The following is a 26,340-nucleotide window of genomic DNA, read 5'->3' as shown; positions in this document are numbered from 1 at the left end:
CGGCAGGAGGGGTTCCGGCGGCGCCGCCGGACGGGCACTCTGAGGGGAGCACGGCACACGGCACCCACGGTGTGAGTGAACCCGAGGCGGTGACAGGCGCATGGCGGCGGGCACGGCGGGTACGGCAGGTACGGCGGCGGGCACGGGCGCGTACGGCTGGCGGTTCGACTCCGGGCGGGTCTGCCTGGATCTGGTGGCCACCGCAGAGCCGGGCGCGGGCGGACGGGGCCGGCTCGACGGGGCCGGGCCGCTGAGGCGGTGGCTGCTCGGCGCCGGACTGCTGCCGCCCGGCACCCCGCTCACCGGGATCGACACCCGCTGGGTCCGTGCCTTCCTCGAACTCCGGGACGGGATAGGGCGGTTGGTGCGGGCCGAGATCGACGGCCGGGCGGCGCCCGCGGCGCTGGAGCGGGTCAACGCGCTGGCCGCCGCCGCGCCGCCGGGGATCCGGGCGGTACGGAACGAGGCGGGCGCCCTGGTACGGGCGCCGATCGCCGAGCCGGAGTGCGCCGCCCTGCTCGCCGCCGTCGCCCGGGACGCCGTGGACCTCCTCACCGACCAGGAGGCGCGGGCCCGGCTGCGCCGGTGCGAGGGGGACCGGTGCGGGCGGGTCTACCTCGACACCTCGCGCGGCCGGCGGCGCCGCTGGTGCTCCAGCGAAGTTTGCGGAAATCGCGAACGCGTCGCCCGGCACCGCCGCCGCGCCGCCCTCACACAGGGCTGAGACCCGCTCAGGGGACTCCCGTTATGCGGGATTTGTCCCGTGCGCGCGCCCCTGAACCGGCCCTGACGGTGACCCGGATTTCGACCCTGATCACACCCCAGGGCGCACTCCGGCGCACAACAGGTTTACGCCCCGGCGCACCCCTGGAGTGCACCAATGGCCACACAACCGGCCGTCCCGCACACTCCGGACGGCCCGGCAAGGGCGCCTCCCCGGCCGATTCCAGGGGCTTCTTGGCCTATTTCAAGCCAACTCTGCATGCCCCTTTGCGAGTCGCGGACATGTCCTCCACGAGTTCTGCACGAATCCCGGAGCGAGGCCCGGACCGGCGCGAACCCGCTCAGGAGGCCTGGGAGCGCATCCAAAAGATCTTGAAACTTTTTTCGGAACCGTTGAGTACCCCCGCTCGGGCTTCCGTAGTGATGAGGGAGAAGCAGCCATGAAGGTCTCGACCGGGAGGTTTAGGTGCGCAAAGATGCGGCCGTGGCCGATGACCGCCCTCACCGGGCCCGACACCGGAGCGCGACACCGCGCACCAACACTCCCGCACCAGACGAGGAGTTGATGCGAGCCCTCTACCGGGAACATGCCGGACCGCTGCTCGCCTACGTCATGCGTCTCGTCGCGGGCGACCGCCAGCGAGCCGAGGATGTCGTGCAAGAGACGCTCATCCGTGCTTGGAAGAACGCCGGTCAGCTCAACCGTGCGACCGGCTCTGTCCGACCTTGGCTGGTGACGGTCGCACGGCGGATCGTGATCGACGGACACCGCAGCCGGCAGGCCCGGCCGCAGGAAGTCGATCCCTCGCCGCTGGAGGTCATGCCCGCGGAGGACGAGATCGACAAGGCGTTGTGGCTTATGACGCTCTCAGATGCCCTTGAGGATTTGACCCCCGCCCACCGGGAAGTACTCGTGGAGACGTACTTCAAGGGGCGTACCGTCAATGAAGCGGCCGAGACGCTCGGCATACCCAGCGGGACCGTGCGTTCCCGTGTGTTCTACGCACTGCGTTCGATGAAGCTCGCGTTGGAGGAGAGGGGGGTCTCGGCATGACCACGCACGAGCAGTACGGACTGGGCGACGAAAGTTCAGTGCATGAAACCGTCGGAGCGTACGTTCTCGGCATCCTGGACGACGTCGACGCCTCCGTCTTCGAGGCGCATCTGGCCGGATGCCGGATCTGCGCGGTCCATCTGGAGGAGTTCTCCGGGATGGAACCCATGCTCGCGATGCTCGCGGACAGCCCCGACCCGTTCGGCTCCCAGACGTCGGCAGGGTCGCTGGCCTCCGTCTCCTCGATCGGACCACCGGGCTCGCCCCCGGTGTCGCTGGCCCAGCTCCCGACCCCGTCCGTCTCCGTACGCCCCAGTCCCCAGCTCCTCGACAAGCTGGTCGACGAGGTCGCGGCCAAGCGCGCCAAGCGCAAGCGCCGCGGGCTCTACCTGGTCGCAGCCGCTGCCGCGCTGATCGTCGGCGGCCCCGTCGCCGTCGGATTCGCCGTCCAGGGCGGGGCCGACGGCACCAAGGACATCGCGTCCCGCTCCACCCTGGCGCAGGATTTCAGCCATATGACCAACAAGGTCGGCGCCACCGACGCCGACACCAAGGTCAGCGGCACCGTCGCGCTGGAGGAGAAGGCGTACGGCACGCTGGGCACCCTGGAACTGAAGAACGTCAAGGGTCCCCTGAAGTGCAACATCGTCGCCGTCTCCAAGACCGGCGAGCAGGACGTCATGGCCTCCTGGTCCGTCCCGAGCTGGGGATACGGGCTCGCCGACAGCCCGAATCCGCAGGGCAAGCAGCCGCTGTACATCACGGGGAGCACCTCGATGGAGCTGGGCGACATCGATCACTTCGAGGTCCGCAACACCATCGACGGCAAGCTGCTCGTACGGATGGACGCCTGACGGTGAACGCCCGACGGTGAACGCCTGACAGCGGTCAGGACACAGGCGAAGATCGACGCCTGACATACGTGCCCCCTTCGCGTACGGTTGACGGCTGCCCGACGCACGTCATGAAGGGGGCCTCGGTGGCCGCGCAGGATGCCGCTGTTGAATCCGCTCAACCCGCTGGACCCGCCGCCGGTCCCGGGCGCGACACGGGGCACGACTCCGTACGCGTCCGTGAGATCGGCGTCGAACAGCACCATCTCGACCAGGTGTACCGCCGCCTTGAGGAGAAGATCCACGAGGCGGAGTTCCTGATGAACGACGCCGCCAAACGGGGGCAGGTCGGTACGCCGGGCGCGCTCGCCGAGCGGGACGCCCAGGTCTTCCGGGCCGGGATCCACCTCAACCGGCTCAACAGCGAGTTCGAGGACTTCCTCTTCGGCCGGATCGACCTGCTCCAGGGCAAGGACGGCCAGAAGGGCCCCGACGGCGCGTACACCTCCGTCGAGCCCGCCGAGGACGCGATCGGCGCCGACCGTACGGCCGCCATCGCCGAGACGCTCCACATCGGGCGGATCGGCGTGCTCGACTCCGACTACGCGCCGCTGGTCATCGACTGGCGCGCGCCCGCCGCCGCGCCCTTCTACCGCGCCACGCCGGTCGAGCCAGGACGGGTGGTACGGCGCCGGGTCATCCGCTCCAAGGGGCGCCGGGTCCTCGGCGTCGAGGACGACCTGATGCGCCCCGAGCTGACCGCCTCGCTCGGCGGCGAGCGGCTGGCGGTGATCGGGGACGGCGCGCTGATGGCCGCCCTCGGACAGGCCCGCAGCCACACCATGCGGGACATCGTCGCCTCCATCCAGGCCGAGCAGGACCTGGTGATCCGGGCGCCCGCCGCCTCCGTCACCGAGGTCTCCGGCGGCCCCGGCACCGGCAAGACCGCCGTCGCGCTGCACCGTGCCGCGTACCTGCTCTACCAGGACCGGCGGCGGTACGCGGGCGGCATCCTGGTCGTCTCGCCGACCCCGCTGCTCGTCGCGTACACCGAGGGCGTGCTGCCCTCGCTGGGCGAGGAGGGCCAGGTGGCGATCCGGGCCGTCGGTTCGCTGGTGGACGGCGCCGAGGCCACCGCGTACGACGAACCGGCCGTCGCCCGCGTCAAGGGCTCGGCCCGGATGGTGAAGGTGCTGCGCAAGGCCGCCAGGGGGGTGCTGGAGGACGGCGGCGCCGGCGGCGGTACGGGGCGTACGCGCGGCGCGGGCGGTACGAGCGGCGCAGGCCGTACGGGCGGTACGGGCGCCGCCGGGCAGCTCGCCTTCGACGTACCGGACGACGACGCGGCGGATGCCCCCGACGACACCGGCGGGATCGGCGAGACCGACGAGGCGTACGGGGCCGGCGCTCCGGTCCGTACCGACCTGCTGCGCGTCGTCGCCTTCGGCCGTCGCCTGGAGGTGGAGGCGGACGAGCTCCGCCGTATCCGGCACACCGTGCTCGGTGGCACCGCCCCCGTCAACCTGCTCAGACCCAGGGCCCGCAGACTCCTGCTGGACGCCCTCTGGGCGCGCTCCGGCAGCGCGGGCCGGCACACCGATCCCGAACTCGCCGCCGAACTGCGCTCCTCCTTCGACGAGGACGTCACCGCCGAGGACTCCTTCACCGCCTTCCTCGACGCCTGGTGGCCCGAGCTGACCCCGCGCGGCGTGCTCGCCGCGATGGCCGACGAACGCCGCCTGGGCCGCTGGTCGCGCCGGGTCCTCAACCAGGGCGAGAGCCGCCGCCTGGCCCGCTCCCTCAAGCGGCTCGGCCCGGACGGCACCGGGCCGCTCTCCGTCCACGACGTGGCGCTCCTGGACGAGCTGGAGACCGTGCTCGGCGCCCCGCCCCGGCCCCGGGTGCGCCGCGAACTCGACCCGCTGGACCAGCTCACCGGGGTGGAGGAGCTGATGCCCCGGCGCGAGGAGTCGCAGCGCGAGCGCGCCGAACGGCTGGCGGCGGAGCGTACCGAGTACGCGCATGTCATCGTCGACGAGGCGCAGGACCTGACGCCCATGCAGTGGCGCATGGTCGGCCGCCGGGGCCGCACCGCCACCTGGACCGTCGTCGGGGACGCCGCGCAGTCCTCCTGGTCGGAACCGGACGAGGCGGCCGAGGCCAGGGACGAGGCGCTGGGCACCCGCCCGCGCCGCCACTTCACCCTGACCGTCAACTACCGCAACCCGGCCGAGATCGCCGCGCTCGCCGCGCAGGTCCTCGCGCTCGCCATGCCCGGCATGGAGTCCCCGCGCGCGGTCCGCTCCACGGGCGTACGGCCGCGCTTCGCCGTCGTACCGGACGGCGGGGAGCTCGCCCGTACCGTGACCGAGGAGGCGCGGCGGCTGCTGGAGCGGGTCGACGGCACGGTGGGCGTCGTCGTCGCGATGCACCGGCGCGAGCAGGCGGCGCGCTGGCTCGCCGGGCTCGGCGACCGGGTGGTCGCGCTGGGCAGCCTGGAGGCGAAGGGGCTGGAGTACGACGCGACGGTCGTGGTCTCGCCCGCCGAGATCGCCGACGAGTCCCCGGCGGGGCTGCGGGTGCTGTACGTGGCGCTGACCCGGGCGACCCAGCAGCTCACGGTGGTGTCGACGGCGCGCGACGAACCCGACGCCGCGGGCGTCCCCGACCTGCTCAGGGAGTGACGGGCGGGGCGCCCCTGGGGCGGGTCTCCGGGGCGGGCCCCCGGGGCGCCCGCCCGGGGGATGCCCCGGCCGTGGGTTGACCCCGTACGTTGACTTACGGTCAACTCGCGAGGAGCGAGTCACTTCCCGGGGTGATTTGTTAGCCTGGGGGAGACACCGGCCCGATCCAAGCCCCCGGGCCCAACCTTCGTCGCTACGAGCGACCACTTGCCGCGAGGCGAGCATGGCGGGCCGGTGTCGCCTTCTTTTACCTTCCTTTCAACGGGCCTTCACCTTTCCCTGGTGAGGGCCTGCTTTCGTTGAATCCGCCGCTATTACCTGTTACCGGCCGGTAGGTGCGACCATTCGAGGGCGCCGCGCGGACAAGTGTTCCCGCGGTGCGGAAAAGCGGCTAGGGAAAGAAGAGGAAATCGGTCATGGCAACGGCGCCCAGCGTCTCGTACTCGATGACGGTCCGGCTGGAGGTGCCCGCGAGCGGTACCGCGGTCTCCCAGCTCACCACGGCCGTGGAGTCCTCCGGCGGCTCCGTGACCGGCCTCGACGTGACCGCATCCGGCCACGAGAAGCTCCGGATCGACGTGACCATCGCGGCCACCTCGACCGCCCACGCGGACCAGATCGTCTCGGAGCTGCGCGGGATCGAGGGCGTCACCCTCGGCAAGGTCTCCGACCGTACCTTCCTGATGCACCTCGGCGGCAAGATCGAGATGGCGTCCAAGCACCCCATCCGCAACCGTGACGACCTCTCCATGGTCTACACGCCCGGCGTGGCGCGGGTCTGCATGGCGATCGCCGAGAACCCCGAGGACGCCCGCCGCCTGACCATCAAGCGGAACACGGTCGCGGTCGTGACGGACGGCTCCGCCGTCCTCGGCCTCGGCAACATCGGCCCGATGGCCGCCATGCCGGTCATGGAGGGCAAGGCGGCCCTCTTCAAGCGCTTCGCCGACATCGACGCCTGGCCGATCTGCCTGGACACCCAGGACACCGACGAGATCGTCGCCATCGTCAAGGCGATCGCCCCCGGCTTCGCCGGCATCAACCTGGAGGACATCTCCGCGCCCCGCTGCTTCGAGATCGAGGCGCGGCTCCGCGAGGCCCTGGACATCCCGGTCTTCCACGACGACCAGCACGGCACCGCCATCGTCGTCCTCGCGGCCCTGACCAACGCGCTGCGCGTGGTCGGCAAGGACATCGGCGACGTCCGGGTCGTCATGTCCGGCGCGGGCGCCGCCGGTACGGCCATCCTCAAACTGCTCCTCGCGGCGGGCGTCAAGCACGCCGTCGTCGCCGACATCCACGGCGTGGTCCACGCGGGCCGCGCCGACCTGGTGGACGCCGCCCCCGAATCGGCGCTGCGCTGGATCGCCGACAACACCAACCCCGAGGCGATCACCGGCACCCTCAAGGAGGCCGTCGTCGGCGCCGACGTCTTCATCGGCGTCTCCGCCCCCAACGTCCTGGACGGCGACGACGTCGCCGCCATGGCGGACGGCGCGGTCGTCTTCGCGCTGGCCAACCCCGACCCGGAGGTCGACCCCGCGGTCGCCCGCGAGACCGCCGCCGTGGTCGCCACCGGCCGCTCGGACTTCCCCAACCAGATCAACAACGTGCTGGTCTTCCCCGGGGTCTTCCGCGGCCTCCTGGACGCCCAGTCCCGTACCGTCAACACGGAGATGATGCTCGCCGCCGCGACCGCCCTCGCGGATGTCGTCACCGAGGACGAGCTGAACCCCAACTACATCGTGCCGTCCGTCTTCAACGACAAGGTGGCGGGCGCCGTCGCGGGCGCCGTGCGGGACGCCGCGAAGGCGGCCGAGAGCGCCGCCGCCCCCACGGTGTGACCATGCCCACCCCGGGCCGGTCACGGTAGCCGTCACTGCGGCGCATCTCACGTCCGCCCGGTGCCCGGCGCGTCGCGATTCGCCGGGCCACGCGGGCCCCTCTAGGGTGACGGACCATGAGCCCCGCAGCTCCGGGGAGGTTTCCGGGCCTCCGACGGGCCCACAGCGGGCTCACGGGGCCCCGTAAAGGCTCCGAGGAGTCCCCACAGAGTCGACGGAACGTCACGACGGCGAGGCGGTGGCGGTCTCCGGCCGGCTCCGGAGGGTGCCGGATTGGCTTTCCCGCCGCTGGTGGGGGCAGGATGCGTATTCGGGCGCGAGGGTCTGTCCGCAGACCCGGGTCCGGGGACTGTCCGAGGGCCCTGGCAGCATCGGCTTCGATCTCACGCCTCACAGGCAAGAAGAACACGGGAGTACAAACATGAACCGCAGTGAGCTGGTGGCCGCCCTGGCCGACCGCGCCGAGGTGACCCGCAAGGACGCCGACGCTGTGCTGGCCGCTCTCGCCGAGACCGTCGGCGAGGTCGTCGCCAAGGGCGACGAGAAGGTCACCATTCCTGGCTTCCTGACCTTCGAGCGCACCCACCGTGCCGCTCGCACAGCTCGTAACCCGCAGACCGGCGACCCGATCCAGATCCCGGCCGGCTACAGCGTGAAGGTCTCCGCGGGCTCCAAGCTCAAGGAAGCCGCCAAGGGCAAGTAACCCGCACACCCACAGGCGAAGCGCGGAGGCGGCCCCCCGACCGGGGGGCCGCCTCCGCTGCGTACGCCCCCGTCCGGAGCCGGAACCGCCCCGGGAACGCCGGTGGCCCCGCTCCGGGGAGAGCGGGGCCACCGGCGTGCCGCACAGGGGCGGGCAGGCGGGCCGGGGTCAGACCAGCGCGCCGCCGCCCGGCAGCTCCACCTTCGCGCCCAGCTCGACCAGCTTCTCCATGAAGTTCTCGTACCCCCGGTTGATCAGGTCGATCCCGTGCACCCGCGACGTGCCCTGCGCCGCCAGCGCCGCGATCAGATACGAGAACCCGCCCCGCAGGTCGGGGATGACCAGATCGGCGCCCTGGAGCCGGGTGGGCCCCGAGACGACCGCCGAGTGGAGGAAGTTCCGCTGCCCGAAACGGCAGTCGGAGCCGCCCAGGCACTCCCGGTAGAGCTGGATGTGCGCGCCCATCTGGTTGAGCGCCGAGGTGAAGCCGAGCCGCGACTCGTACACCGTCTCGTGCACGATGGAGAGCCCCGACGCCTGCGTCAGCGCCACCACCAGCGGCTGCTGCCAGTCCGTCTGGAACCCGGGGTGCACATCCGTCTCCAGCGCGATCGCGTTGAGCGAGCCGCCCGGATGCCAGAACCGGATCCCCTTGTCGTCGATCTCGAACGCGCCGCCCACCTTGCGGTAGGTGTTGAGGAACGTCATCATCGACCGCTGCTGCGCGCCGCGTACGTAGATGTTCCCCTCGGTGGCCAGCGCGGCCGACGCCCAGGACGCCGCCTCCAGACGGTCCGGCAGCGCCCGGTGGGTATAGCCGTCGAGCCGGTCGACGCCGGTGATCCGGATGGTCCGGTCGGTGTCCATCGAGATGATCGCGCCCATCTTCTGGAGCACGCAGATCAGGTCCTCGATCTCCGGCTCCACCGCGGCGTTCGACAGCTCGGTGACGCCCTCGGCGAGCACCGCCGTCAGCAGCACCTGCTCGGTCGAGCCGACCGACGGGTACGGCAGCCGGATCTTCGTCCCGCGCAGCCGCTGCGGGGCCTCCAGGTACTGGCCGTCGGCGCGCTTCTCGATCGTCGCGCCGAACTGGCGCAGCACGTCGAAGTGGAAGTCGATCGGCCGGCCGCCGATGTCGCAGCCGCCGAGCCCCGGGATGAACGCGTGGCCGAGCCGGTGCAGCAGCGGGCCGCAGAAGAGGATCGGGATACGGGACGAACCCGCGTGCGCGTCGATGTCCGCGACGTTGGCACTCTCGACATGCGTCGGGTCGAGGACCAGCTCGCCCGGCTCCTCGCCCGGACGCACCGTCACCCCGTGGAGCTGGAGCAGCCCCCGTACCACCCGCACATCGCGGATGTCGGGCACATTGCGCAGCCGGCTCGGGCCGCTCCCCAGGAGCGCCGCGACCATGGCCTTGGGCACCAGGTTCTTCGCGCCTCGGACCCGGATCTCGCCCTCCAGCGGGGTGCCGCCGTGGACAAGCATTACATCGTCGGTGCCGGTCATGAATCTCGCGTTCCGGAGTGGGCGGGCGGGTGGCCAAGGAAAAGGGTAAGGGTCCCCACCCCCTGCGCCGTAAGGGCCGGGCGGCGTCGGATACGTAATGGACACGTAAGGGAGCGCGCTTGATACGTACGGTGGAACGCCCCTCGCACAGGGTCACCGGCGGGGACGCCCCGGGCGCCCCGGCCGCCCCGGCCGTCCCCGCGGCCCCCGGGCCCGACCCGCACCCCCCGGGTACCGCCGCGACGCCGGTCCGTACGTCTCCCGCCGCCCCGTGCGCTCCCGTTGCCGCTGTGCGCCCTCGGCCGTGCGCACGCTCACTCTGCCGGGTCCCCCACACGGACGGCGAAGATGCGGGATCATGTCTGCCATGACCGAGGTGTCCTCGCTCACAGGGCGGCTGCTCGTCGCGACACCCGCCCTGGCGGACCCGAACTTCGACCGCGCGGTCGTCCTGCTGCTCGACCACGACGACAAGGGCTCGCTCGGCGTCGTCCTCAACCGGCCCACCCCCGTGGACGTCGGGGAGATCCTGGAGCCCTGGGGCGGACTGGCCGGCGATCCCGGCGTGGTCTTCCAGGGCGGCCCCGTCTCGCTCGACTCGGCGCTCGGGGTCGCCGTGATCCCGGGCGACGAGGGGCCGTTGGGGTGGCGCCGGGTGTACGGGGCGATCGGCCTCGTCGATCTGGAGACCCCGCCCGAACTGCTGGCCCGCGCGCTCGGCTCGCTGCGGATCTTCGCCGGGTACGCGGGGTGGGGCCCCGGCCAACTGGAGAGCGAACTGCGCGAAGGCGCCTGGTACGTGGTGGAGTCCGAGCCGGGGGACGTCTCCTCGCCCCGGCCCGAGTCGCTGTGGCGGGCGGTGCTGCGCCGGCAGCGCAGCTCGCTGGCGATGGTGGCGACGTACCCGGACGACCCGTCGCTCAACTGAGGGGCGGTGGGCCGGTGCGGGGCCGGCCGGCGCGGGACGCGCCCGGTGGGCGGGTTGGCCGGAACTCGCCACTCGGGGGGCGTCGGCGCGCGGGGGACGGTTCCGGCTGCGGAGTGCACGGACCCGGCTACTCCGTGATGTCTCCGGCGTGGGTACCCTAGGTACTCATGAGCACTCTTGAGCCCGATCGCGGGGCAGGTACGAGCACCCTCGTGGAGCCGACACCCCAGGTGTCGCACGGCGACGGCGACCACGAGCGCTTCGCCCACTACGTCCAGAAGGACAAGATCATGGCGAGTGCCCTCGACGGCACTCCGGTGGTCGCGCTGTGCGGAAAGGTCTGGGTACCGGGGCGCGACCCCAAGAAGTACCCGGTCTGTCCGATGTGCAAGGAGATCTACGAGTCCATGGGCCCCGGCGGGGACAAGGACAAGGGCAAGAGCGGCAAGGACAGCGGCAAGAAGTAGGCAGGAAGTAGGCAGGAAGCAACGGCCTGCCTGCCTGTTCCGCCCGTACGGCCCCCGGGGCACGCGCGCACCGCGTGCCCCGGGGGCCGTACGCGTGCCCGGGGCGGGTGCGGTCGTACGGTGCCGCCTCACGGTCGGGGTTCCGGGGGCGCGGTCCCGGGTAGGCAAGCGGTCCCGCCCCCGGACCGCAGGAGCGACCACCCCATGGACCTGATCCCCGACCCCCGGCGCTCCTGGCCCGCGCCGCACACCCGGGACGGCCTCCCCGACGGCTTCCCGCTCGACGCGGAGACCGCGATCGAGGCGGGGCCCGGCACGGAGGCCACGGCGCGGTGGCTCCGTACCGCCGTCGGCGCCGCCACCGGACTGCCGTTCCCGGACGCCGGTACGGGGCCGTCGGCGGGCCCGGCCGGCCCCGGGGACAATCTGATCGCCCTCGCCGTCGACGCGGAGCTCGGGCGCGCGCTGGGCCCCGAGGGATACCGGCTCACCGTCGCCGCCGACGGCGTACGGCTCGACGGCGGCGGACCCGCCGGGGTGTTCTGGGCCGCGCAGACGCTCCGTCAGCTCCTCGGCCCCGACGCCCACCGGGCCGCGCCGCTCGACCCCGGCCAGCGCTGGTCGCTGCCGGCGACCGTCATCGAGGACGCGCCCCGCTTCGGCTGGCGCGGGCTGATGCTCGACGTCTCACGCCACTTCACCCCCAAGGACGGCGTTCTGCGGTGGCTGGATCTGCTCGCCGCGCACAAGCTGAACGTCTTTCACTTCCATCTCACCGATGACCAGGGCTGGCGCATCGAGATCAAGAGCCGCCCGGGACTGACCGAGGTGGGTGCCTGGCGCCCCCGTACCACATGGGGACACCGCGCGTCCGGCCAGTGGGACGAGACACCCCACGGCGGCTACTACACCCAGGACGACATCCGCGAGATCGTCGCGTACGCCGCCGCCCGGCATATCACCGTCGTGCCCGAGATCGAGATCCCGGGCCACTCGCAGGCCGCCATCGCCGCGTACCCCGAACTCGGCAACACCGATGTCGTCGACACGGCCTCCCTCACCGTCTGGGACACCTGGGGCGTCAACGACAACGTACTCGCCCCCACCGACACCACCCTCCGGTTCTACGAAGACGTCTTCACGGAGGTGCTGGAACTTTTCCCGCCGGACACCTCACCGTTCATCCACGTCGGCGGCGACGAGTGCCCCAAGGACCAGTGGAAGCGCTCCCCGGCCGCCCAGGCCCGGATCCGCGAGCTGGGCCTGGCGGGCGAGGAGGAGTTGCAGTCCTGGTTCATCCGCCACTTCGACCGCTGGCTCTCCGCGCGCGGGCGGCGCCTCATCGGCTGGGACGAGATCCTGGAGGGCGGCCTCGCGCCCGGCGCCGCCGTCTCCTCCTGGCGGGGGTACGCGGGCGGGGTCGCCGCAGCACGCGCCGGACACGACGTCGTCATGTGCCCGGAACAGCATGTCTACCTGGACCACCGTCAGGCGCCCGGCGAGGACGAGCCGATGCCCATCGGATACGTCCGCACCCTGGAGGACGTCTACCGCTTCGAACCCGTACCGCCGCACCTCACCGCCGAAGAAGCCGCCCATGTGCTCGGCACCCAGGCCAACGTCTGGACCGAGGTGATGCAGGACCGGGGCCGCGCCGAATACCAGGTCTTCCCCCGGCTGGCCGCCTTCGCCGAGGTCGCCTGGTCCGCGCTGCCCGCCCCGGAGGAACGTGATTTCGCCGACTTCGAACAGCGCATGGCCGAGCACTACCGCCGGCTCGACGCCCTCGGCGTCGGCTACCGGCCGCCCGGCGGCCCCCTGCCCTGGCAGCGCCGCCCCGGGGTGCGGGGACGGCCGCTCGACGGGCCGCCGCCCCGCGTCTGAGCCACCGGGGAGTCACCAGGAGAAGCACACCGGACTCCGCGTCACCTCAGGCGGATAAGTCATACAACGACCGCCGAAGAGTGGCATTCCGTGCGTCGCACAGAAGAGGGACGAAAGGGGACCTTCCTCCTGGTCGGGGACGGATGCGTCCTTCGTGGACCCTCGCGTCGCCCGGCCCGGAAGATGTGCCAGAGTTGCCACGTCCGGGCTGTGAGCACGTACGGTACGGCAACACAGGCGGGACACCGGGACACCGGAAAGGGGCAGTGGGGTTGACCACGCACGCACCGCAGACAGCGCAGTTCGTGACGCTGCCGGCCTCGCTCGACGAGGCCGTGGCGGCGCTCACGGAGATGCCTGCCGCCGTACCCGTCGCGGGCGGCACCGACCTGATGGCGGCCGTCAACAAGGGCCAGTTGCGGCCCGCGGGACTGGTCGGCCTCGGCCGGATCAGCGAGCTGCGCGGCTGGCACTACCAGGACGGCCACGCGCTGCTCGGCGCCGGCCTCACCCACGCGCGCATGGGCAGGCCCGACTTCGCCGCGCTGATCCCCGCGCTCGCCGCCTCCGCGCGCGCCGCGGGGCCGCCCCAGATCCGTAACGCCGGCACCCTCGGCGGCAACATCGCCACCGCCGCCCCGACCGGCGACGCCCTGCCCGTCCTCGCCGCCCTCGAAGCCGACCTGGTCGTCGCGGGCCCCGAGGGAGCGCGCCGCGAGATCCCCGTCTCGCACCTCCTCGCGGGCCGCGAGATGCTCGCCCCGGCCGAGCTGATCGGCTTCGTACGGGTGCCGCTGCTCCACGCCCCCCAGGTCTTCCTCAAGGCGACCGGACGGACCGGACCCGGCCGGGCCACCGCCTCCGTCGCCGTCGTCCTCGACCCGGCCCGGCGCGGCGTGCGCTGCGCCGTCGGCGCGATCGCCCCGATGCCGCTGCGCCCGCTCGACGCGGAGCGCTGGATCGCCTCGCTGATCGACTGGGACGGCGCGCGGGGGCTCGCCCAGGAGGCGCTGGCGGCCTTCGGCGAGTACGTGGCCGCCGCGTGCATCCCGGACCCGCCGCCGCCCGCCGACGGGGGAGAGGCGCCCGCGCCGTCCGCCGCCGTACTGCACCTGCGGCGCACCGTCGCCGCGCTGGCCCGACGAGCACTGGGGAGGGCGCTGTCGTGACCACCAACGACCCTTCGGGACCCGGCCAGGGGAGCCCCGGCCAGGGGGCCGTTCCGGGCCAGGACGCCGAGCGGCGGGGCGGCTGGCAGCCGGTCCCGCACGGCGGCGAGTACGACGCCGAGGCGACCGCCTTCGTCCAACTGCCGCCCGAGGACGCCCTGGACGCGCCGCTGGCCGCGCCCGGCCACGGCTACGTGCCGCCCAGCATCGACCCACAGGCCCCCGCCGGCCCGGCCGGGGCCGATCACTCCACCCCGGGCGGCTGGGCCGCCCAGCCGGTCGCAGGGGCCCCGGACGGGGCCTATGGGCAGGACGCCTACGGCGGCGGTTACGTGCACGGCGGCGGCCACGGCGGATACGGCCCCGGCGGCTACGAGCCACAAGGCACGAGTCACTGGAATTTCAGTGCCGTCGTCCAGGACGGCGCCCAAGAGGGCGTCCAGGACGGCGCCCAGGACGGCGTCCAGGTCCCGGGCACCGGTTTCCCGCCCGCCGGGGCCACCGCCCCCGGCGACCCCGGGAACGGATCCGGAGCCGCGCCTTCCGGGGCCACCGGCGCCACCGGCCAGTGGTCGATCCCGGTGGCGGGCGCCGATCTCCCCGACGAGTCCGGCGAGTTCTCCACCTCCGTCCTCGCCGCCCAGTGGTCCGCGGACGCCGCCTCCGCGACCCTGCCGGGCGTCGGCACCCCCTGGGCGCCCGCCGAACCGGCCGAGGAGGCCCCCGTACCCCCGGGCGGCCCGGAGCCCGCACCGGAGGCGGAGGCCCCGGTGGCCCCCGTACCGGAGCAGGCACCCTCGCCGGACCCCCTGGCCGCCCTGGACTCGCCGGACTCCCCGGACGCCGACTTCGCTCCGCTGACCCACAGCAACGACAGCGCCGAACACCCCGCGGGCTCCTACGTCCTGCGCGTCAACGGCGCCGACCGCCCCGTCACCGACGCCTGGATCGGCGAGTCGCTCCTCTACGTGCTCCGCGAACGGCTCGGCCTCGCGGGCGCCAAGGACGGCTGCTCCCAGGGCGAGTGCGGCGCCTGCAACGTCCAGGTCGACGGCCGGCTCGTCGCCTCCTGCCTGGTCCCCGCCGCCACCGCGGCCGGCTCCGAGGTACGCACCGTCGAGGGCCTGGCCGTCGACGGCGAACCCTCCGACGTCCAGCGGGCCTTGGCCGCCTGCGGAGCCGTCCAGTGCGGCTTCTGCATCCCCGGCATGGCCATGACCGTCCACGACCTCCTGGAGGGCAACCACGCCCCCAGCGAGCTGGAGACCCGCCAGGCCCTCTGCGGCAACCTCTGCCGCTGCTCCGGCTACCGGGGCGTCCTCGACGCGGTCGGCGAGGTCGTCGCCGAGCGCAGGGCGAGCGCGGAAGCGGCGGCCGCGGCCTCCGAGGAGGCCCGCGCCGGCGCCGCTGGAGACCAGCACCGGAACGCGAACGGGGCCGGGAACCCGAACGCGAACGGACACCAGAGCGCCAACCCGAACGCGAACGGGAACCTGAACGCGAACCCGAACGGGAACGCACACCAGAACCCGCACCCGCACCCGCACCAGAACCCGCACCCGAACCCGCACTCGCCCGACGGAGGCATGGCGTGAGCAACGACGCGGCCACCGGGACCACGCTCGACGGTCCCCACCAGGAGCCGCCCGCGCACGGCCTGGGCGCCTCACTGGCCCCGGCCGACGCACGCGCGAAGACCGAGGGGACCTTCCCCTACGCCGCCGACCTGTGGGCCGAGGGCCTGCTCTGGGCGGCCATCCTGCGCTCGCCGCACCCGCACGCCCGTATCGCCTCCGTCGACACGGCCGCCGCCGCCGACATGCCCGGCGTACGCGCCGTCATCACCCACACCGACGTCCCCGGCGACTCCGCGTACGGCAGGAAGGTCGCCGACCGCCCCGTCTTCGCCGCCGACGTCGTACGCCACCACGGCGAGGCCATCGCCGCCGTCGCCGCCGACCACCCCGACACGGCCCGGCTCGCCGCCGCCGCCATCGCCGTCGAGTACGAGATCCTCGACCCGGTCACCGACCCCGAGAAGGCCTTCGCCGCCGAACCGCTCCACCCCGACGGCAACCTCATCCGCCATATCCCGCTCCGCTACGGCGACCCCGCGCTCACCGGCGAGGTCGTCGTCGAGGGCCTCTACCGCATCGGCCGCCAGGACCCCGCCCCCATCGGCGCCGAGGCGGGCCTCGCCGTCCCCCGGCCCGACGGCGGCGTCGAGATCTACACCGCCTCCACCGACCCGCACACCGACCGCGACCTGGCCGCCGCCTGCTTCGGCCTCGACCCCGAACAGGTGAAGGTCGTCGTCACCGGCGTCCCCGGCGCCACCGGCGACCGCGAGGACCCCGGCTTCCAGATCCCGCTCGGCCTGCTCGCGCTCCGTACCGGCTGCCCCGTCAAACTCGCCGCCACCCGCGAGGAGTCCTTCCTCGGCCACGCCCACCGCCACCCCACCCTGCTCCGCTACCGCCACCACGCGGACGCCGAGGGCCGGCTGCTCAAGGTCGAGGCCCAGATCCTCCTCGACGCGGGCGCGTACGCCGACGCCTCGTCCGAATCGCTCGCCGCGGCCGTCGCCTTCGCCTGCGGCCCGTACGTCGTCCCGCACGCCTTCATCGAGGGCTGGGCCGTCCGTACCAACAACCCGCCCTCCGGCCATGTCCGCGGCGAGGGCGCCATGCAGGTGTGCGCGGCGTACGAGGGCCAGATGGACAAACTCGCCGCCAGACTCGGCATGGAACCGGCCGAACTGCGCCTGCGCAACGTCCTGGCCACCGGCGACATCCTCCCCACCGGCCAGACGGTCACCTGCCCCGCCCCGGTCGCCGAACTCCTCTCCGCCGTACGGGACTACCCCCTCCCCGCCCTCCCCAAGGACACCCCGGAAGCCGCCTGGCTCCTCCCCGGCGGCCCCGAGGGCGCGGGCGAACCGGGCGCGGTACGGCGCGGGGTCGGCTACGCGCTCGGCATGGTCCACATGCTCGGCGCGGAGGGCGCCGACGAGGTCTCCACGGCGACGGTGAAAGTCCACGACGGCATCGCCACCGTCCTCTGCGCCGCCGTCGAAACCGGCCAGGGCTTCTCCACCCTGGCCCGCCAGATCGTCCAGGAGACGCTGGGCATCGAAGAAGTCCACGTGGCCTCCGTCGACACCGACCAGCCCCCCGCGGGCCCGGCGGCCCACGGCCGGCACACCTGGGTCTCGGGCGGCGCGGTCGAACGGGCCGCCAAGATGGTGCGCACACAGCTCCTCCAGCCGCTGGCCCACAAGTTCGGCATGTCGACCGAGCTGCTCCAGATCACCGACGGCAAGATCACCTCGTACGACGGTGTGCTCTCGACGACCGTCACCGAGGCCATGGACGGCAAGGAACTCTGGGCCACGGCCCAGTGCCGCCCCCACCCCACCGAACCGCTGGACGAGGCGGGCCAGGGCGACGCGTTCGTCGGGATGGCCTTCTGCGCGATCCGCGCGGTGGTCGACGTCGACATCGAACTCGGCTCCATCCGCGTCGTGGAGATGGCGGTGGCCCAGGACGTCGGCCGCGTCCTCAACCCGGCCCAGCTCGCCACCCGTATCGAGGCCGGCATCACCCAGGGCATCGGCACCGCCCTCACGGAGAACCTCCGCACCACCCGAGGCGTGGTCCGCCGCCCCGACCTCACCGGCTATGCCCTCCCGACCTCCCTGGACGCCCCGGACATCCGGATCGTCCGCCTGGTCGAGGAACGCGACGTGGTGGCCCCCTTCGGCGCCAAACCCGCCAGCGCCGCCCCGGTCGTCACCTCCCCGGCAGCGGTCGCCTCAGCGGTACGCGCCGCCACGGGCCGCCCGATCAGCCGCCTCCCGATCCGCCCACAGGCGGCGGTGGCGGCGGTGGCGGGGGCGTAGACAGCTCCTTCTTCCTCCTCTCCCTGCCCCTTCTCCCTCTTCCTGCTCCCCACTCCCAACTCCTTCTTCCTCCCTCCTCGGCATCTATTGGTGTGCAACTGGTACTGGCGTGATCTAAGTTGCAGATGCAAGCCCGACGTGTGCGGTGTCAGAGGCGCTGGTTAGAGTGGCCTCCGTAGCTGTGTGTGCACTGGGGGACAACGGGGAGGCGCGCCGATGGCGCTGGACGACGGGACGGGAAGGCCGGTATATCCGACGCTGCCCACCCAGACGGGGAACGCGGATGTCGATGTCGACGAGACGGAGTTGAAGACCTTCAAGAAGGAGGTCGACGAACTCCTCACCAAGCTGGAGGAGTCGGAAGCCGCACCGAAGAAGGTGGGCGGCGTCCGCATGGTCCAGAGCCATCTGGGCACCGCCGCGCTGAGGGAGAGCGAGTACCTGTACGGCACGTACCAGGTCGTCCACGACGAGCTGGAGAACCTGTCGAAGATGCTGGCCATGCAGATCGAGGGCCTCTCGGTCGGCCTGGACGCGTCCCGCAAGGGCTACGAGAACATGAACGAGGACGTCCGGTCCCGCATGCTGCTCCTGGCGAAGGAAGCCGGCACGGAATACGACGAACCGGCGGCCCAGCAGAGCGGGGTGCGGGAGCAGGGCGGGGCACAGGGCCGGCCTTCGGGCAACGGGAACGGCACAGGCGACCAGCCGGGGCCCGGAGCCAAGACTGGTCAGATCTGATGAGTGGGGTAGCGGGAACGTTGGACGCGGGGGTGGGACATGGCTGACGGTGAGAAGGGGCGCCGCAGGGCGCCGGCGCTTCAGGAGACCGACTTCGAGTCGAAGTCGCATCAGGAACTGATCGACATGCTCGAAGGCGCGAGCAGCGAGTCGGCCGCGGAGCTGGCACGGAAGCTGTCCGGGGCGTCGACCACGATCAACCGCATCGGCATGGGCCTCAAGTCCGTCGTGGCCCGCCTCGAATGGCAGGGCAAGGCGGGCGACGCCTTCCACGACTGGGGCCACCAGGCGGCCATAGCCACCCTGGACCTCGGCGCGTACAGCAAGAACGCCTCCTCCTGGCTGGCGGAGGTCGCCACCGCCATCACCCAGGCCAAGTCGGCGCTCCCGCCCAGGTCCGCGGCGCTCGAAAAGCAGGCCAAGGACGCCCAGATCGTCATCCAGGCGGCCCGGCACGACGCCGGTGCGGGGGACATCTCCAAGCACCGCGAAGAACTGCGGGGCGCCCAGGACGGCATGGAGTCCCGCCGCCAGGAAGCAGCCCAGCAACTGAGGAAACTGGCCCAGACGTACGTCTACTCGGCCGAGCAGATCTCGTCCCAGGCCCCGCCTACATTCCCGGCGCCACCGGCGCAGTTCATGCCGGAACGCCCTCACACACTTGAGGGGACACAACGTTCTACCGTCGACTCCTCCGGAGCGGGTGGCGGAGGCACTCTTGCGTCTGCGACTGCTTATACCTCCGGAGCGCAGTCTGCAGCGGTGGATGCACATTCTTTGCCGTCCTCGCCTGGTGGCACGTCGGTGCCGACAGAAGTAGCACGGCCGACCTTGCCGTCCGTTTCCGTGCCGGAACGTCCGGTCGACATGGGCATCGACAGCGTGACCACGTTGCCGCAGACTCCCAACGGACCTTCTGTGACGCCGAGCGTGATGCCGCCCGGTGGCAAGTCGGAAGGGCTGACCTCCCTGCCGGTCGGTGTGGTGCCGCCAGCGTTCGGCGGCAAGCCTGTGCCTCAAGGGCCCGGCGGGATCGGCGGGCGCACTGGTCCCGGGCTCCGTGGCCCGTTGCTCCCCGGCCAGAGTTCCGGCGGTTCGACTGCAGGGGCACGGCTCCCTCAGCAGAACGGCATCACTGGAGGCAGGCCCGTACCTCAGAACCCGGGCCGCCCGACCGGCGGGATCCCCCGAGGCACCGTCATCGGTGGCGAGTCGAGTCAGGCGCGTGGGCAGGCTCAAGGCCGAGTCCCCGGAGCCATGCCTCACGGGGGAGGAACAGGTGCGGGAAGCGGCCGGGGCGGCATGATGTCCGGTCGGCGGCTCGCGTCGGAGACCGGTGGTGTTGTCGGCGGAAGGCAAGGTACTTCGCAGGGACGACCCTTCACCCCGGGTGGCTCGGGTCTGGTTCGTAATGGGCAGTCAGGGCGTATGGGCGGGACAGTGCCCGGCGCCCGCAATGCCGCCCCTCGCAGGGATCGTGAGGATGCCGAGCGCCCGGATTACCTGGTCGAGGACGAAGAGACCTGGCAGCAGGGCCGTCGGCGCATTGTGCCGCCGGTGATCGACTGACCTTCTCCCCACCACAGCGACTCCCAATCCCCATCCCCCCACGGATCTTGGTAAGAGGAATCAGATGCGCAGCAGCAGTGGTTCAGCGGTCAGGTATGCACGGGTGGTGTCTGCCGCTCTGGGAATGCTGTTGGTGGGCATTGCCGCGATTCCGGCTTATGCGAAGACTGTCCGCGAGGATCAGTGGCATCTGGATGCCATGAAGGCCGATGAAATGTGGCGCACGAGCACAGGCAAGGGTGTCACGGTTGCAGTGATCGACACAGGCGTTGACAAGAACTTCCCCGATCTCGTCGGGCAGGTCGTGCCGGGGCGTGATCTCTCGACGGAGAAGCCAGGTGACGAGAATACGGATCCCGATGGACATGGGACATCTATGGCCGTCCTCATCGCGGGAACCGGAAAGCGCTCGGGAGGAAAAGGCATCTTTGGCCTGGCTCCCGGTGCGAAGATTCTTCCCATCAGGATGCCTGAAGCCGATGAGGGGCCGTCAGGGCTGTCGTTCGATGTCGACATGTACACCGGAGCCCTCAGTGAAGCAATTCGGCACGCTGTGGATTCGGGTGCGAAGGTCATCAACATATCGCTGGGTACGAGGGTGACCGGAGATAACGTAACTGATGCTGTTAAGTATGCCCTTGATGAGGGTTCCCTTGTCTTTTCTGCCGTGGGAAACAGCGGTGACGACGGGAACCTCGTCTACTACCCGGCTGCTACGCCCGGTGTGGTGGGTGTAGCAGCGGTTGACAAGAGCATCAAGGCGACCAAGGAGTCGCAGCATGGTCCGCAGGTAGACCTTGCGGCTCCCGGTGCGGAGATCATGACACCCTGCAAGATTGGATCTGGGATATGTAGCAGCGACGGGACCAGTGACGCGAGTGCCCTTGCTTCTGCTTCGGCTGCGCTGATCTGGTCCAAGTATCCGGACTGGACGAACAATCAGGTTCTTCGCGTCATGCTGAACACTGCGGGTAAGGCGAAGAACGGTGATGACAGCAACACCTATCTTGGTCACGGCGTGGTCCGCCCCCGGATAGCCCTCACGGCACCCGGTGACCCTGGCCCGGCGGACGAGTACCCGTTGGACGACCTGGTGGAGGCGGAGCCTTCGGAAGGGCCTTCGCCTGAGGCGGCTCCGACGCCGGCGAGTACTGCGGGCGACAGCGAGGCCAAGGACAAGCAGCCGGTGGCCGCCGCGTCGGACGATGGCGGAGACGCCGGTCTGTGGGTTGGTCTGGGTATTGGTGCGGCTGTGCTGCTCGGGGGTGCTGTGGCGATACCGGTAGTCCGGTCACGCCGCCGGGCCTCGGCGGATGCGGTGCCCTCGGCTCCGCCGGCTCCGTCCTACGCGCCGCAGCAGTACCAGTACCAGCAGCAGTCGGTGCACCCCGGCCAGGGGCCGATGCCGGGGGCGGCGCCCGTTGACCCCCGCAACGCCGCTCCGGGGCCGAGGGCTTGAGGCCGACTGGAGTCAAGGCTGCTGGACTCTTCAGAGTAAACGTGTATGAACCAGCGCGGGGGCATGTCTCACGGCGGTGAGGTAGGCGGCGGATGCGACGGCAACGGGGCACTTTACAGGGGAGGGGACCATTTACTCCAGGCGGTTCAGTTCTGGTCCGTAACGGGCAGTCCGGACGTACGGGGGGAACAGTGCCGGGAACCCGTAGCACCGCCCCTCGCCGGGACCGTGAGGATGCCGAGCGCCCGGATTATCTGGTCGAGGACGAGGAGACCTGGCAGCAGGGCCGTCGGCGCATTGTGCCGCCGGTGATTGACTGCCCCCCCACATGGACAGCAACTCCCAGCCCTCATCCCCCCCATGGCTCTTGGTAAGAGGAATCAGATGCGCAGCAGCAGTGGTTCAGTAGTCAGGTATGCGCGGGTGGTGTCTACCGCGCTGGGAATGTTGTTGGTGGGCATCGCCGCGACTCTGGCCTATGCGAAGACTGTTCGCGAGGATCAATGGCATCTGGATGCCATGAAGGCCGATGAGATGTGGCGTACGAGCACCGGTAAAGGCGTCACAGTGGCGGTGCTGGACACGGGCGTCGATAAGAGCATGCCGGATCTTGCGGGCCAGGTTCTGTCGGGGCTTGATCTTTCGACGGAGCAGCCAGGTGATGAGAACACCGACAAGGTCGGACACGGCACGTCGATGGCCTCGCTGATCGCGGGGACTGGGAAGCGGTCCGGAGGGAAGGGGGCATTTGGTCTCGCCCCTGGTGTAAAAATTCTCCCGATAAGGCTTCCCAGGATAAATGAGGGCACGAAACTCGCGGCAAATGCGGAAAAATGGACCGATGCACTTAGCCAAGCCATTAGGTATTCGGTGGACGAGGGTGCAAAGGTGATCAATATTTCGCAGGGGTCAAGGATAACGGACGGCAGTATAAATGACGCCGTAAAGTACGCTCTCGATAACGGATCGCTGGTGATCGCGGCCGTTGGGAACAGTGGAAAAGAGGGGAATCCGGTAATGTATCCGGCGGCGACACCTGGTGTGGTGGGTGTGGCTGCTGTTGATAAGGATATTAAGGTCACCGACGAGTCTGAGCGTGGGCCCCAGGTGGACCTTTCGGCCCCTGGTGCGGAAATGCTCTCGGCTTGCCCTGGCGGAACGGAGATCTGTCTCAGCCATGGAACCAGTGACGCTTCCGCCCTCGTGTCTGCCTCGGCCGCGCTGATATGGGCCAAGTACCCGAGTTGGACGAACAATCAGGTCCTTCGCGTCATGCTGAACACTGCGGGCAAGCCGAAGAACGGTGAGGAGCGCACGGACTTCGGAGGCTACGGCGTGGTCCGCCCCCGGATAGCCCTCACGACACCCGGTGACCCTGGCCCGGCGGACGAGTACCCGTTGGACGACCTGGTGGAGGCGGAGCCCTCGGAGGGGCCTTCGCCCGAGGCGGCCCCGACGCCGGCGAGCAGCTCGGGCGACAGCGAGGCCGAGGACAAGCGGCCTGCGGCTGCGGCCGGGGCGGACGGTGGCGGTGACACCGGTCTGTGGATCGGCCTGGGTATTGGTGCGGCCGCGCTGCTGGGAGGTGCGGTGGCGGTGCCGGTGGTGCGGTCGCGCCGCCGGGCCTCGGCGGATGCGGTGCCCTCGGCGCCGCCCGCTCCGGCCTATGCGCCGTACCCGTACCAGTATCAGCAGCCGATGCCGCCCGGCGGCCAGGGGGCGGTGCCGGGGGCGGCGCCCGTTGACCCTCGTAACGCCCCTCCGGGACCGGGTCATTGAGGTCGGCTGGGCGCGGGCGGGGTCGTCGGCCTTTTCAGGGGGTGGGCGACCCGCTCGGGGGCGGTGTGGTCGCGGACCAGAAGTCGGAGTGCACGGAGGGGTAGGGGACGTCCTCGCCCTCGAAAGGGGTTCCGTTCGCCTTGGTCTTGGGCGGAGCGACGTCGGACTCGATGTAACAGGCCGTCGTGACGGTGAAGAAGAACTGGCCCTTGTCGCCTACGGTGACACCCATACGGAAGTCCTCCGGCGTCCGGGCGAAAATGGCGGGATGCTCCTTGGAAGGGTTTGTACCGGTGATCTCGTATCCCTTCTGCTTCCATGTTCTCTCCAGCACGCCGAGCAGGCTGCCTCGTCGCTCATCGGAGACCATGGTCATCACTACCGCACGCCGGGTCGCCGATCCGGTCTTCTTGCCATCGATGGTGTAGTCGGGACACCTGCTGTCAGTGTCCGCGTCATGCACCCAGTTCAGGGGTGGGCGTACAGACGAGAAAGTGCCCAGCATGATCGCGTCGGCTTTCTCTGCTGCTTCTTGCAGGCTGATCTTGCTCGCCATGTGATCGTCTTCTTTCTGAGTCCAGGGCGCACCGGAGACGCCACATCCGGCCGTCAACACCACCAGGGCTGTGGCCAGAGTGTGGCGCACTGCCTTCGTCATCGATGCTCCTGAAACGTGAGACCGTTCGAGCCCGCGACAATCCTCGCAATGTTGTCTGCTGACTCCCTGTCTTTTTCGGGGTTGAAGTAGTTCGAATGGGCTGGTGTCGGCCCTTGCCCACCGACGACCGGGACCGGACCGTCCGCCACCTTGAAGCGCGTTGCGCCGAAGTCCTTGTGTGCTGGGTCTGTGCCGAACCAGTTATGGCTCTGGTCCTCGGACAGTCTGTGGCCTGCGACGGCATCTCCTGTCGGACCAGCGAGTCCGCTGGCGGGGCCTCCGGCGACGTTCAGCAGCAGTTCCGAGTAGCCGCCGAGTACTCCGCGCTTGCTCGGCATCCTGGTGACCGGGTCGTTCTCCGCAGCTCCTACGTACACGTGGTTCTTGCCCACTCCGAGGTCTTCGGCGGAGTTTGCGCCAGTGCCGGGGCTCCCCAGGAGGATGATGTCATCGGCACCCGGGATGCCGCCCTTCTGCTGTGCCGCCTGCCCCACCGTGAAGGAACCGTAGGAGTGGCCGATGGCGGTGACATGAGGATCGGCGTGCTGGTTCGTCGACGAGATGCCCGCCATGAACTGGTTGTAGCTGGATGCCCCGGCCTTGGCTCTGCCTTCGAACATCACGTCCGTATTGTTGATCAGGCTTTCGGCCGGAAGTTGCGGTGCGTCGTAGCCGAGCCAGACGATCGCCGCGCTCGACTTGTCGTACCCGCGCGCGCCCTTGGCCGTGTCGCGTGCTCGTTGGATGTCCGTCTCCGCGAAGTCCCCGTCCAGCTTGGTGCCCAGCCCCGGAACGTACGCCGCGACGTTCCGTGCGGCGTCAGGGTTGCCGAAGGACACGATCGCGCGGCCGTTGCCCTGGTCGCCGATGCCCAGCAGGTACATCGGGGGTGCTCCGTCCCTCGGCTTTTCACGGAGTTGCTGATCGATCGACCGCAGCCCCTCCAACTGAGCCCGGGCCTTCTCGCCGTCCCGGCCCGCCAGTTCGCCGATCAACAGCTGGAGGTTGTCGCGGTTGGCCGTGTCGCGTACCTCGGCCGGGATGCCGTCCAGGTTGCCGATGATGTCCGGGTAGGTCGCCAGGTACTGTTCGCGTTCCGCCTGGGTGAGGTGGGTCCACCAGGTGGTGCGTTCCGCTGGGGGGCTGTCCAGCGGGATGTTGTCCTTCAGGTAGGTGTGGGCCATGGCGCGGACCGCGTCGGCGTCGCCGGCCGCGTCCGTCCAGGTCTTCGTGTCCACCGTCAGGCCCGGCGCCGCCTTGAGTTTGGCCAGGGCCGCGGTGCCACGGCGGTCGGCCTCCTTGGCGTCGTCCAGGGCGCTCCGGATGCGGTCCGCGATGTCCTGTGCCCTGGTGTGGTTCGGGCTCTGGATGGCCAGGGGCGGCGGGCCCGAGGTGAGGCCCAGGGTGGGGCCGTACGGGGTGCCTACCGTGGAGGAGGTCGCCTTGCCGGCGGGGTACGGCTTGCCGTTGATGGCCTTGCCCTCGGACGGGTAGCTCACCGCGCCGTCCGGGTGGACGGTGAAGCCGGAGGCCGACGCGTCGTCCAGAGCTGCGGTCAGGCGCTTCTGGGCGTCGCTCAGTTCGAATGCCAGGCTGTTCAGCGTCGTACGGACCAGGCCGCACTCTGTGTAGAGGTACTCGAAGTTCCGGTCCAGCCGCCTCAGTCGGCTCAGGGCCGCGCTTGCCGCTTCGCCCTTCTCGGTTTCCGCGAGCCTGTTCAGCATCTCGTTGCTGATTTTCGTACGGGCGGCATCGGCACGGTTGCTCACCTCGGCCCAGCCGTCAGCAGCGTTCTGGAGGTCGGAGCACTTCAGGCTCCGCGCTGCTGCCAGGTCAGGGGCGTGGCGGTCACTTCGGTCACTTCGCGTTCTCCTCGCGCGGGCGTTCCAGTCCCGCGAAGGCGGACTTCACTTCCGCGTTGCGTTCGCCCTGGCCCTTGGCTACCAGGCGGAGCTTCGGGGCGAGGGAACCGCACTCGCTCCCCACCGACCCGAGCCGTTTCTCCCAGGACGTCAGAACCGACGCGAGGGCGGCCGCGCTCGCCAGGCCCGCCAGGCCCGGCGACACGTCCTCGTGTGCCGTGGTGAGGCTCCGCTTCGCGGTTGTGACCGTGGTGTGCAACTCCTCGGCCACTCCTGCCGCCTTGGTCCACGGTTCGTCGCTGTGGTGGAGGTCCGCGTCGCCGCCGCCCGCCGCCGTATCTCCCGCCGTACCCCCTGCCGTGGCCGATGCCAGTGACATGTGGGCAGATGTCTGGCTGGTCGGCGGTGCTGTGGGGCCGGACTGGTCCGAAAGGTCGAAGAGTTGCTGCCACTTGGCCGAGTACGCCCCGGTGGTCATCCTGGGTGTCTCCCCGTTCCCCTGTCCCCGTCTCCTGTCCGGATCAAGATAGCGGAGCGGGTGTGCGTATGCACACGGTGTCAGGGGAGGGG

The 26,340-nt window shown here is 70.7% G+C and carries 20 protein-coding genes; 16 read left to right on the top strand and 4 right to left on the bottom strand.

The genetic code is table 11. From position 1 onward, the window contains the following. The first annotated feature begins 100 nt into the window (after positions 1–100). The 6 genes from AB0O07_RS23150 to AB0O07_RS23125 all read left to right on the top strand — a co-directional run bounded on the left by AB0O07_RS23150 (position 101) and on the right by AB0O07_RS23125 (position 7,841). The gene (locus tag AB0O07_RS23150) at positions 101–724 is read left to right on the top strand and encodes an ABATE domain-containing protein (RefSeq protein ID WP_365636147.1); all 624 of its coding nucleotides are present in this window, start codon (positions 101–103) and stop codon (positions 722–724) included. 465 nt (positions 725–1,189) lie between these two features. After that, positions 1,190–1,777 (top strand): sigma-70 family RNA polymerase sigma factor, encoded by a 588-nt coding sequence (locus AB0O07_RS23145; RefSeq protein WP_114624088.1) that lies wholly within the window; start codon positions 1,190–1,192, stop codon positions 1,775–1,777. Continuing rightward, on the top strand, positions 1,774–2,631 hold the full coding sequence (locus AB0O07_RS23140; protein ID WP_365636145.1) for a zf-HC2 domain-containing protein: 858 nt from the start codon (positions 1,774–1,776) through the stop codon (positions 2,629–2,631). The genes AB0O07_RS23145 and AB0O07_RS23140 overlap by 4 nt, the downstream gene beginning before the upstream one ends. Positions 2,632–2,741: 110 nt before the next feature. Further along, the gene (locus AB0O07_RS23135; protein WP_365636143.1) at positions 2,742–5,294 is read left to right on the top strand and encodes a UvrD-helicase domain-containing protein; all 2,553 of its coding nucleotides are present in this window, start codon (positions 2,742–2,744) and stop codon (positions 5,292–5,294) included. 416 nt (positions 5,295–5,710) lie between these two features. Beyond that, a complete protein-coding gene (locus AB0O07_RS23130; RefSeq protein ID WP_365636141.1) occupies positions 5,711–7,138 on the top strand; it encodes an NAD-dependent malic enzyme in 1,428 nt (475 codons plus the stop codon). Positions 7,139–7,559: 421 nt separating this feature from the next. After that, a complete protein-coding gene (locus AB0O07_RS23125) occupies positions 7,560–7,841 on the top strand; it encodes an HU family DNA-binding protein (RefSeq protein WP_004571953.1) in 282 nt (93 codons plus the stop codon). A 168-nt stretch (positions 7,842–8,009) separates the two neighbouring features. Here the strand turns inward: AB0O07_RS23125 and murA are convergent, their stop codons facing one another. After that, positions 8,010–9,353, bottom strand: a complete 1,344-nt coding sequence (gene murA / locus AB0O07_RS23120; RefSeq protein WP_365636140.1) for a UDP-N-acetylglucosamine 1-carboxyvinyltransferase — start codon at positions 9,351–9,353, stop codon at positions 8,010–8,012. 367 nt (positions 9,354–9,720) lie between these two features. On the opposite strand from murA, the gene AB0O07_RS23115 reads away from it, so the two are divergent. From AB0O07_RS23115 to mycP (AB0O07_RS23070), 10 genes are all read left to right on the top strand, one after another. Continuing rightward, positions 9,721–10,281: a YqgE/AlgH family protein gene (locus AB0O07_RS23115; RefSeq protein WP_365636139.1), complete on the top strand. Its 561-nt coding sequence runs from the start codon at positions 9,721–9,723 to the stop codon at positions 10,279–10,281. A gap of 167 nt (positions 10,282–10,448) precedes the next feature. Further along, positions 10,449–10,748 (top strand): DUF3039 domain-containing protein, encoded by a 300-nt coding sequence (locus tag AB0O07_RS23110; RefSeq protein WP_329826823.1) that lies wholly within the window; start codon positions 10,449–10,451, stop codon positions 10,746–10,748. A gap of 204 nt (positions 10,749–10,952) precedes the next feature. Next, positions 10,953–12,632 carry a beta-N-acetylhexosaminidase gene (locus tag AB0O07_RS23105; protein WP_365636138.1) on the top strand — a complete coding sequence of 560 codons (1,680 nt, stop codon included), beginning with the start codon at positions 10,953–10,955 and terminating at the stop codon, positions 12,630–12,632. A gap of 272 nt (positions 12,633–12,904) precedes the next feature. Continuing rightward, on the top strand, positions 12,905–13,801 hold the full coding sequence (locus AB0O07_RS23100; RefSeq protein ID WP_365636137.1) for an FAD binding domain-containing protein: 897 nt from the start codon (positions 12,905–12,907) through the stop codon (positions 13,799–13,801). Then, on the top strand, positions 13,798–15,396 hold the full coding sequence (locus tag AB0O07_RS23095) for a (2Fe-2S)-binding protein (RefSeq protein ID WP_365636135.1): 1,599 nt from the start codon (positions 13,798–13,800) through the stop codon (positions 15,394–15,396). Before AB0O07_RS23100 ends, AB0O07_RS23095 begins: the two co-directional genes overlap by 4 nt. After that, entirely contained in the window at positions 15,393–17,702 is a 2,310-nt protein-coding gene (locus AB0O07_RS23090; protein WP_365636134.1) for a molybdopterin cofactor-binding domain-containing protein, read from the top strand. Before AB0O07_RS23095 ends, AB0O07_RS23090 begins: the two co-directional genes overlap by 4 nt. Positions 17,703–17,918: 216 nt before the next feature. Continuing rightward, positions 17,919–18,443 carry a hypothetical protein gene (locus tag AB0O07_RS23085; RefSeq protein WP_365636132.1) on the top strand — a complete coding sequence of 175 codons (525 nt, stop codon included), beginning with the start codon at positions 17,919–17,921 and terminating at the stop codon, positions 18,441–18,443. A gap of 39 nt (positions 18,444–18,482) precedes the next feature. Then, entirely contained in the window at positions 18,483–20,012 is a 1,530-nt protein-coding gene (locus AB0O07_RS23080; protein WP_365636130.1) for a hypothetical protein, read from the top strand. 64 nt (positions 20,013–20,076) lie between these two features. Beyond that, positions 20,077–21,471 carry a type VII secretion-associated serine protease mycosin gene (gene mycP / locus AB0O07_RS23075; protein WP_365636128.1) on the top strand — a complete coding sequence of 465 codons (1,395 nt, stop codon included), beginning with the start codon at positions 20,077–20,079 and terminating at the stop codon, positions 21,469–21,471. A gap of 384 nt (positions 21,472–21,855) precedes the next feature. After that, a complete protein-coding gene (gene mycP / locus AB0O07_RS23070) occupies positions 21,856–23,250 on the top strand; it encodes a type VII secretion-associated serine protease mycosin (protein WP_365636126.1) in 1,395 nt (464 codons plus the stop codon). Positions 23,251–23,284: 34 nt separating this feature from the next. Here the strand turns inward: mycP (AB0O07_RS23070) and AB0O07_RS23065 are convergent, their stop codons facing one another. The 3 genes from AB0O07_RS23065 to AB0O07_RS23055 form a co-directional block, all read right to left on the bottom strand. Beyond that, the gene (locus tag AB0O07_RS23065; RefSeq protein WP_365636125.1) at positions 23,285–23,908 is read right to left on the bottom strand and encodes a hypothetical protein; all 624 of its coding nucleotides are present in this window, start codon (positions 23,906–23,908) and stop codon (positions 23,285–23,287) included. Beyond that, on the bottom strand, positions 23,905–25,632 hold the full coding sequence (locus tag AB0O07_RS23060; RefSeq protein WP_365636123.1) for an alpha/beta hydrolase: 1,728 nt from the start codon (positions 25,630–25,632) through the stop codon (positions 23,905–23,907). The genes AB0O07_RS23065 and AB0O07_RS23060 overlap by 4 nt, the downstream gene beginning before the upstream one ends. 133 nt (positions 25,633–25,765) lie before the next feature. Further along, on the bottom strand, positions 25,766–26,248 hold the full coding sequence (locus tag AB0O07_RS23055; protein WP_365636121.1) for a hypothetical protein: 483 nt from the start codon (positions 26,246–26,248) through the stop codon (positions 25,766–25,768). Between the last annotated feature and the right edge of the window lie 92 nt (positions 26,249–26,340).

Source organism: Streptomyces sp. NPDC093085 (assembly GCF_040683935.1).
Taxonomy (GTDB): Bacteria; Actinomycetota; Actinomycetes; order Streptomycetales; family Streptomycetaceae; genus Streptomyces.
Note: the sequence above shows the minus strand (reverse complement) of the source record. Positions and strands in the feature narration are given on the sequence as shown.

Bases quoted from the DNA above. Each gene is read 5' to 3' on its own strand.
- AB0O07_RS23150 (WP_365636147.1), top strand. From the start codon at position 101: ATGGCGGCGGGCACGGCGGGTACGGCAGGTACGGCGGCGGGCACGGGC.
- AB0O07_RS23140 (WP_365636145.1), top strand. From the start codon at position 1,774: ATGACCACGCACGAGCAGTACGGACTGGGCGACGAAAGTTCAGTGCAT.
- AB0O07_RS23135 (WP_365636143.1), top strand. From the start codon at position 2,742: ATGAAGGGGGCCTCGGTGGCCGCGCAGGATGCCGCTGTTGAATCCGCT.
- AB0O07_RS23130 (WP_365636141.1), top strand. From the start codon at position 5,711: ATGGCAACGGCGCCCAGCGTCTCGTACTCGATGACGGTCCGGCTGGAG.
- AB0O07_RS23125 (WP_004571953.1), top strand. From the start codon at position 7,560: ATGAACCGCAGTGAGCTGGTGGCCGCCCTGGCCGACCGCGCCGAGGTG.
- murA (WP_365636140.1), bottom strand. From the start codon at position 9,353: ATGACCGGCACCGACGATGTAATGCTTGTCCACGGCGGCACCCCGCTG.
- AB0O07_RS23115 (WP_365636139.1), top strand. From the start codon at position 9,721: ATGACCGAGGTGTCCTCGCTCACAGGGCGGCTGCTCGTCGCGACACCC.
- AB0O07_RS23110 (WP_329826823.1), top strand. From the start codon at position 10,449: ATGAGCACTCTTGAGCCCGATCGCGGGGCAGGTACGAGCACCCTCGTG.
- AB0O07_RS23105 (WP_365636138.1), top strand. From the start codon at position 10,953: ATGGACCTGATCCCCGACCCCCGGCGCTCCTGGCCCGCGCCGCACACC.
- AB0O07_RS23085 (WP_365636132.1), top strand. From the start codon at position 17,919: ATGGCGCTGGACGACGGGACGGGAAGGCCGGTATATCCGACGCTGCCC.
- AB0O07_RS23080 (WP_365636130.1), top strand. From the start codon at position 18,483: ATGGCTGACGGTGAGAAGGGGCGCCGCAGGGCGCCGGCGCTTCAGGAG.
- mycP (WP_365636128.1), top strand. From the start codon at position 20,077: ATGCGCAGCAGCAGTGGTTCAGCGGTCAGGTATGCACGGGTGGTGTCT.
- mycP (WP_365636126.1), top strand. From the start codon at position 21,856: ATGCGCAGCAGCAGTGGTTCAGTAGTCAGGTATGCGCGGGTGGTGTCT.
- AB0O07_RS23065 (WP_365636125.1), bottom strand. From the start codon at position 23,908: ATGACGAAGGCAGTGCGCCACACTCTGGCCACAGCCCTGGTGGTGTTG.
- AB0O07_RS23060 (WP_365636123.1), bottom strand. From the start codon at position 25,632: ATGCTGAACAGGCTCGCGGAAACCGAGAAGGGCGAAGCGGCAAGCGCG.
- AB0O07_RS23055 (WP_365636121.1), bottom strand. From the start codon at position 26,248: ATGACCACCGGGGCGTACTCGGCCAAGTGGCAGCAACTCTTCGACCTT.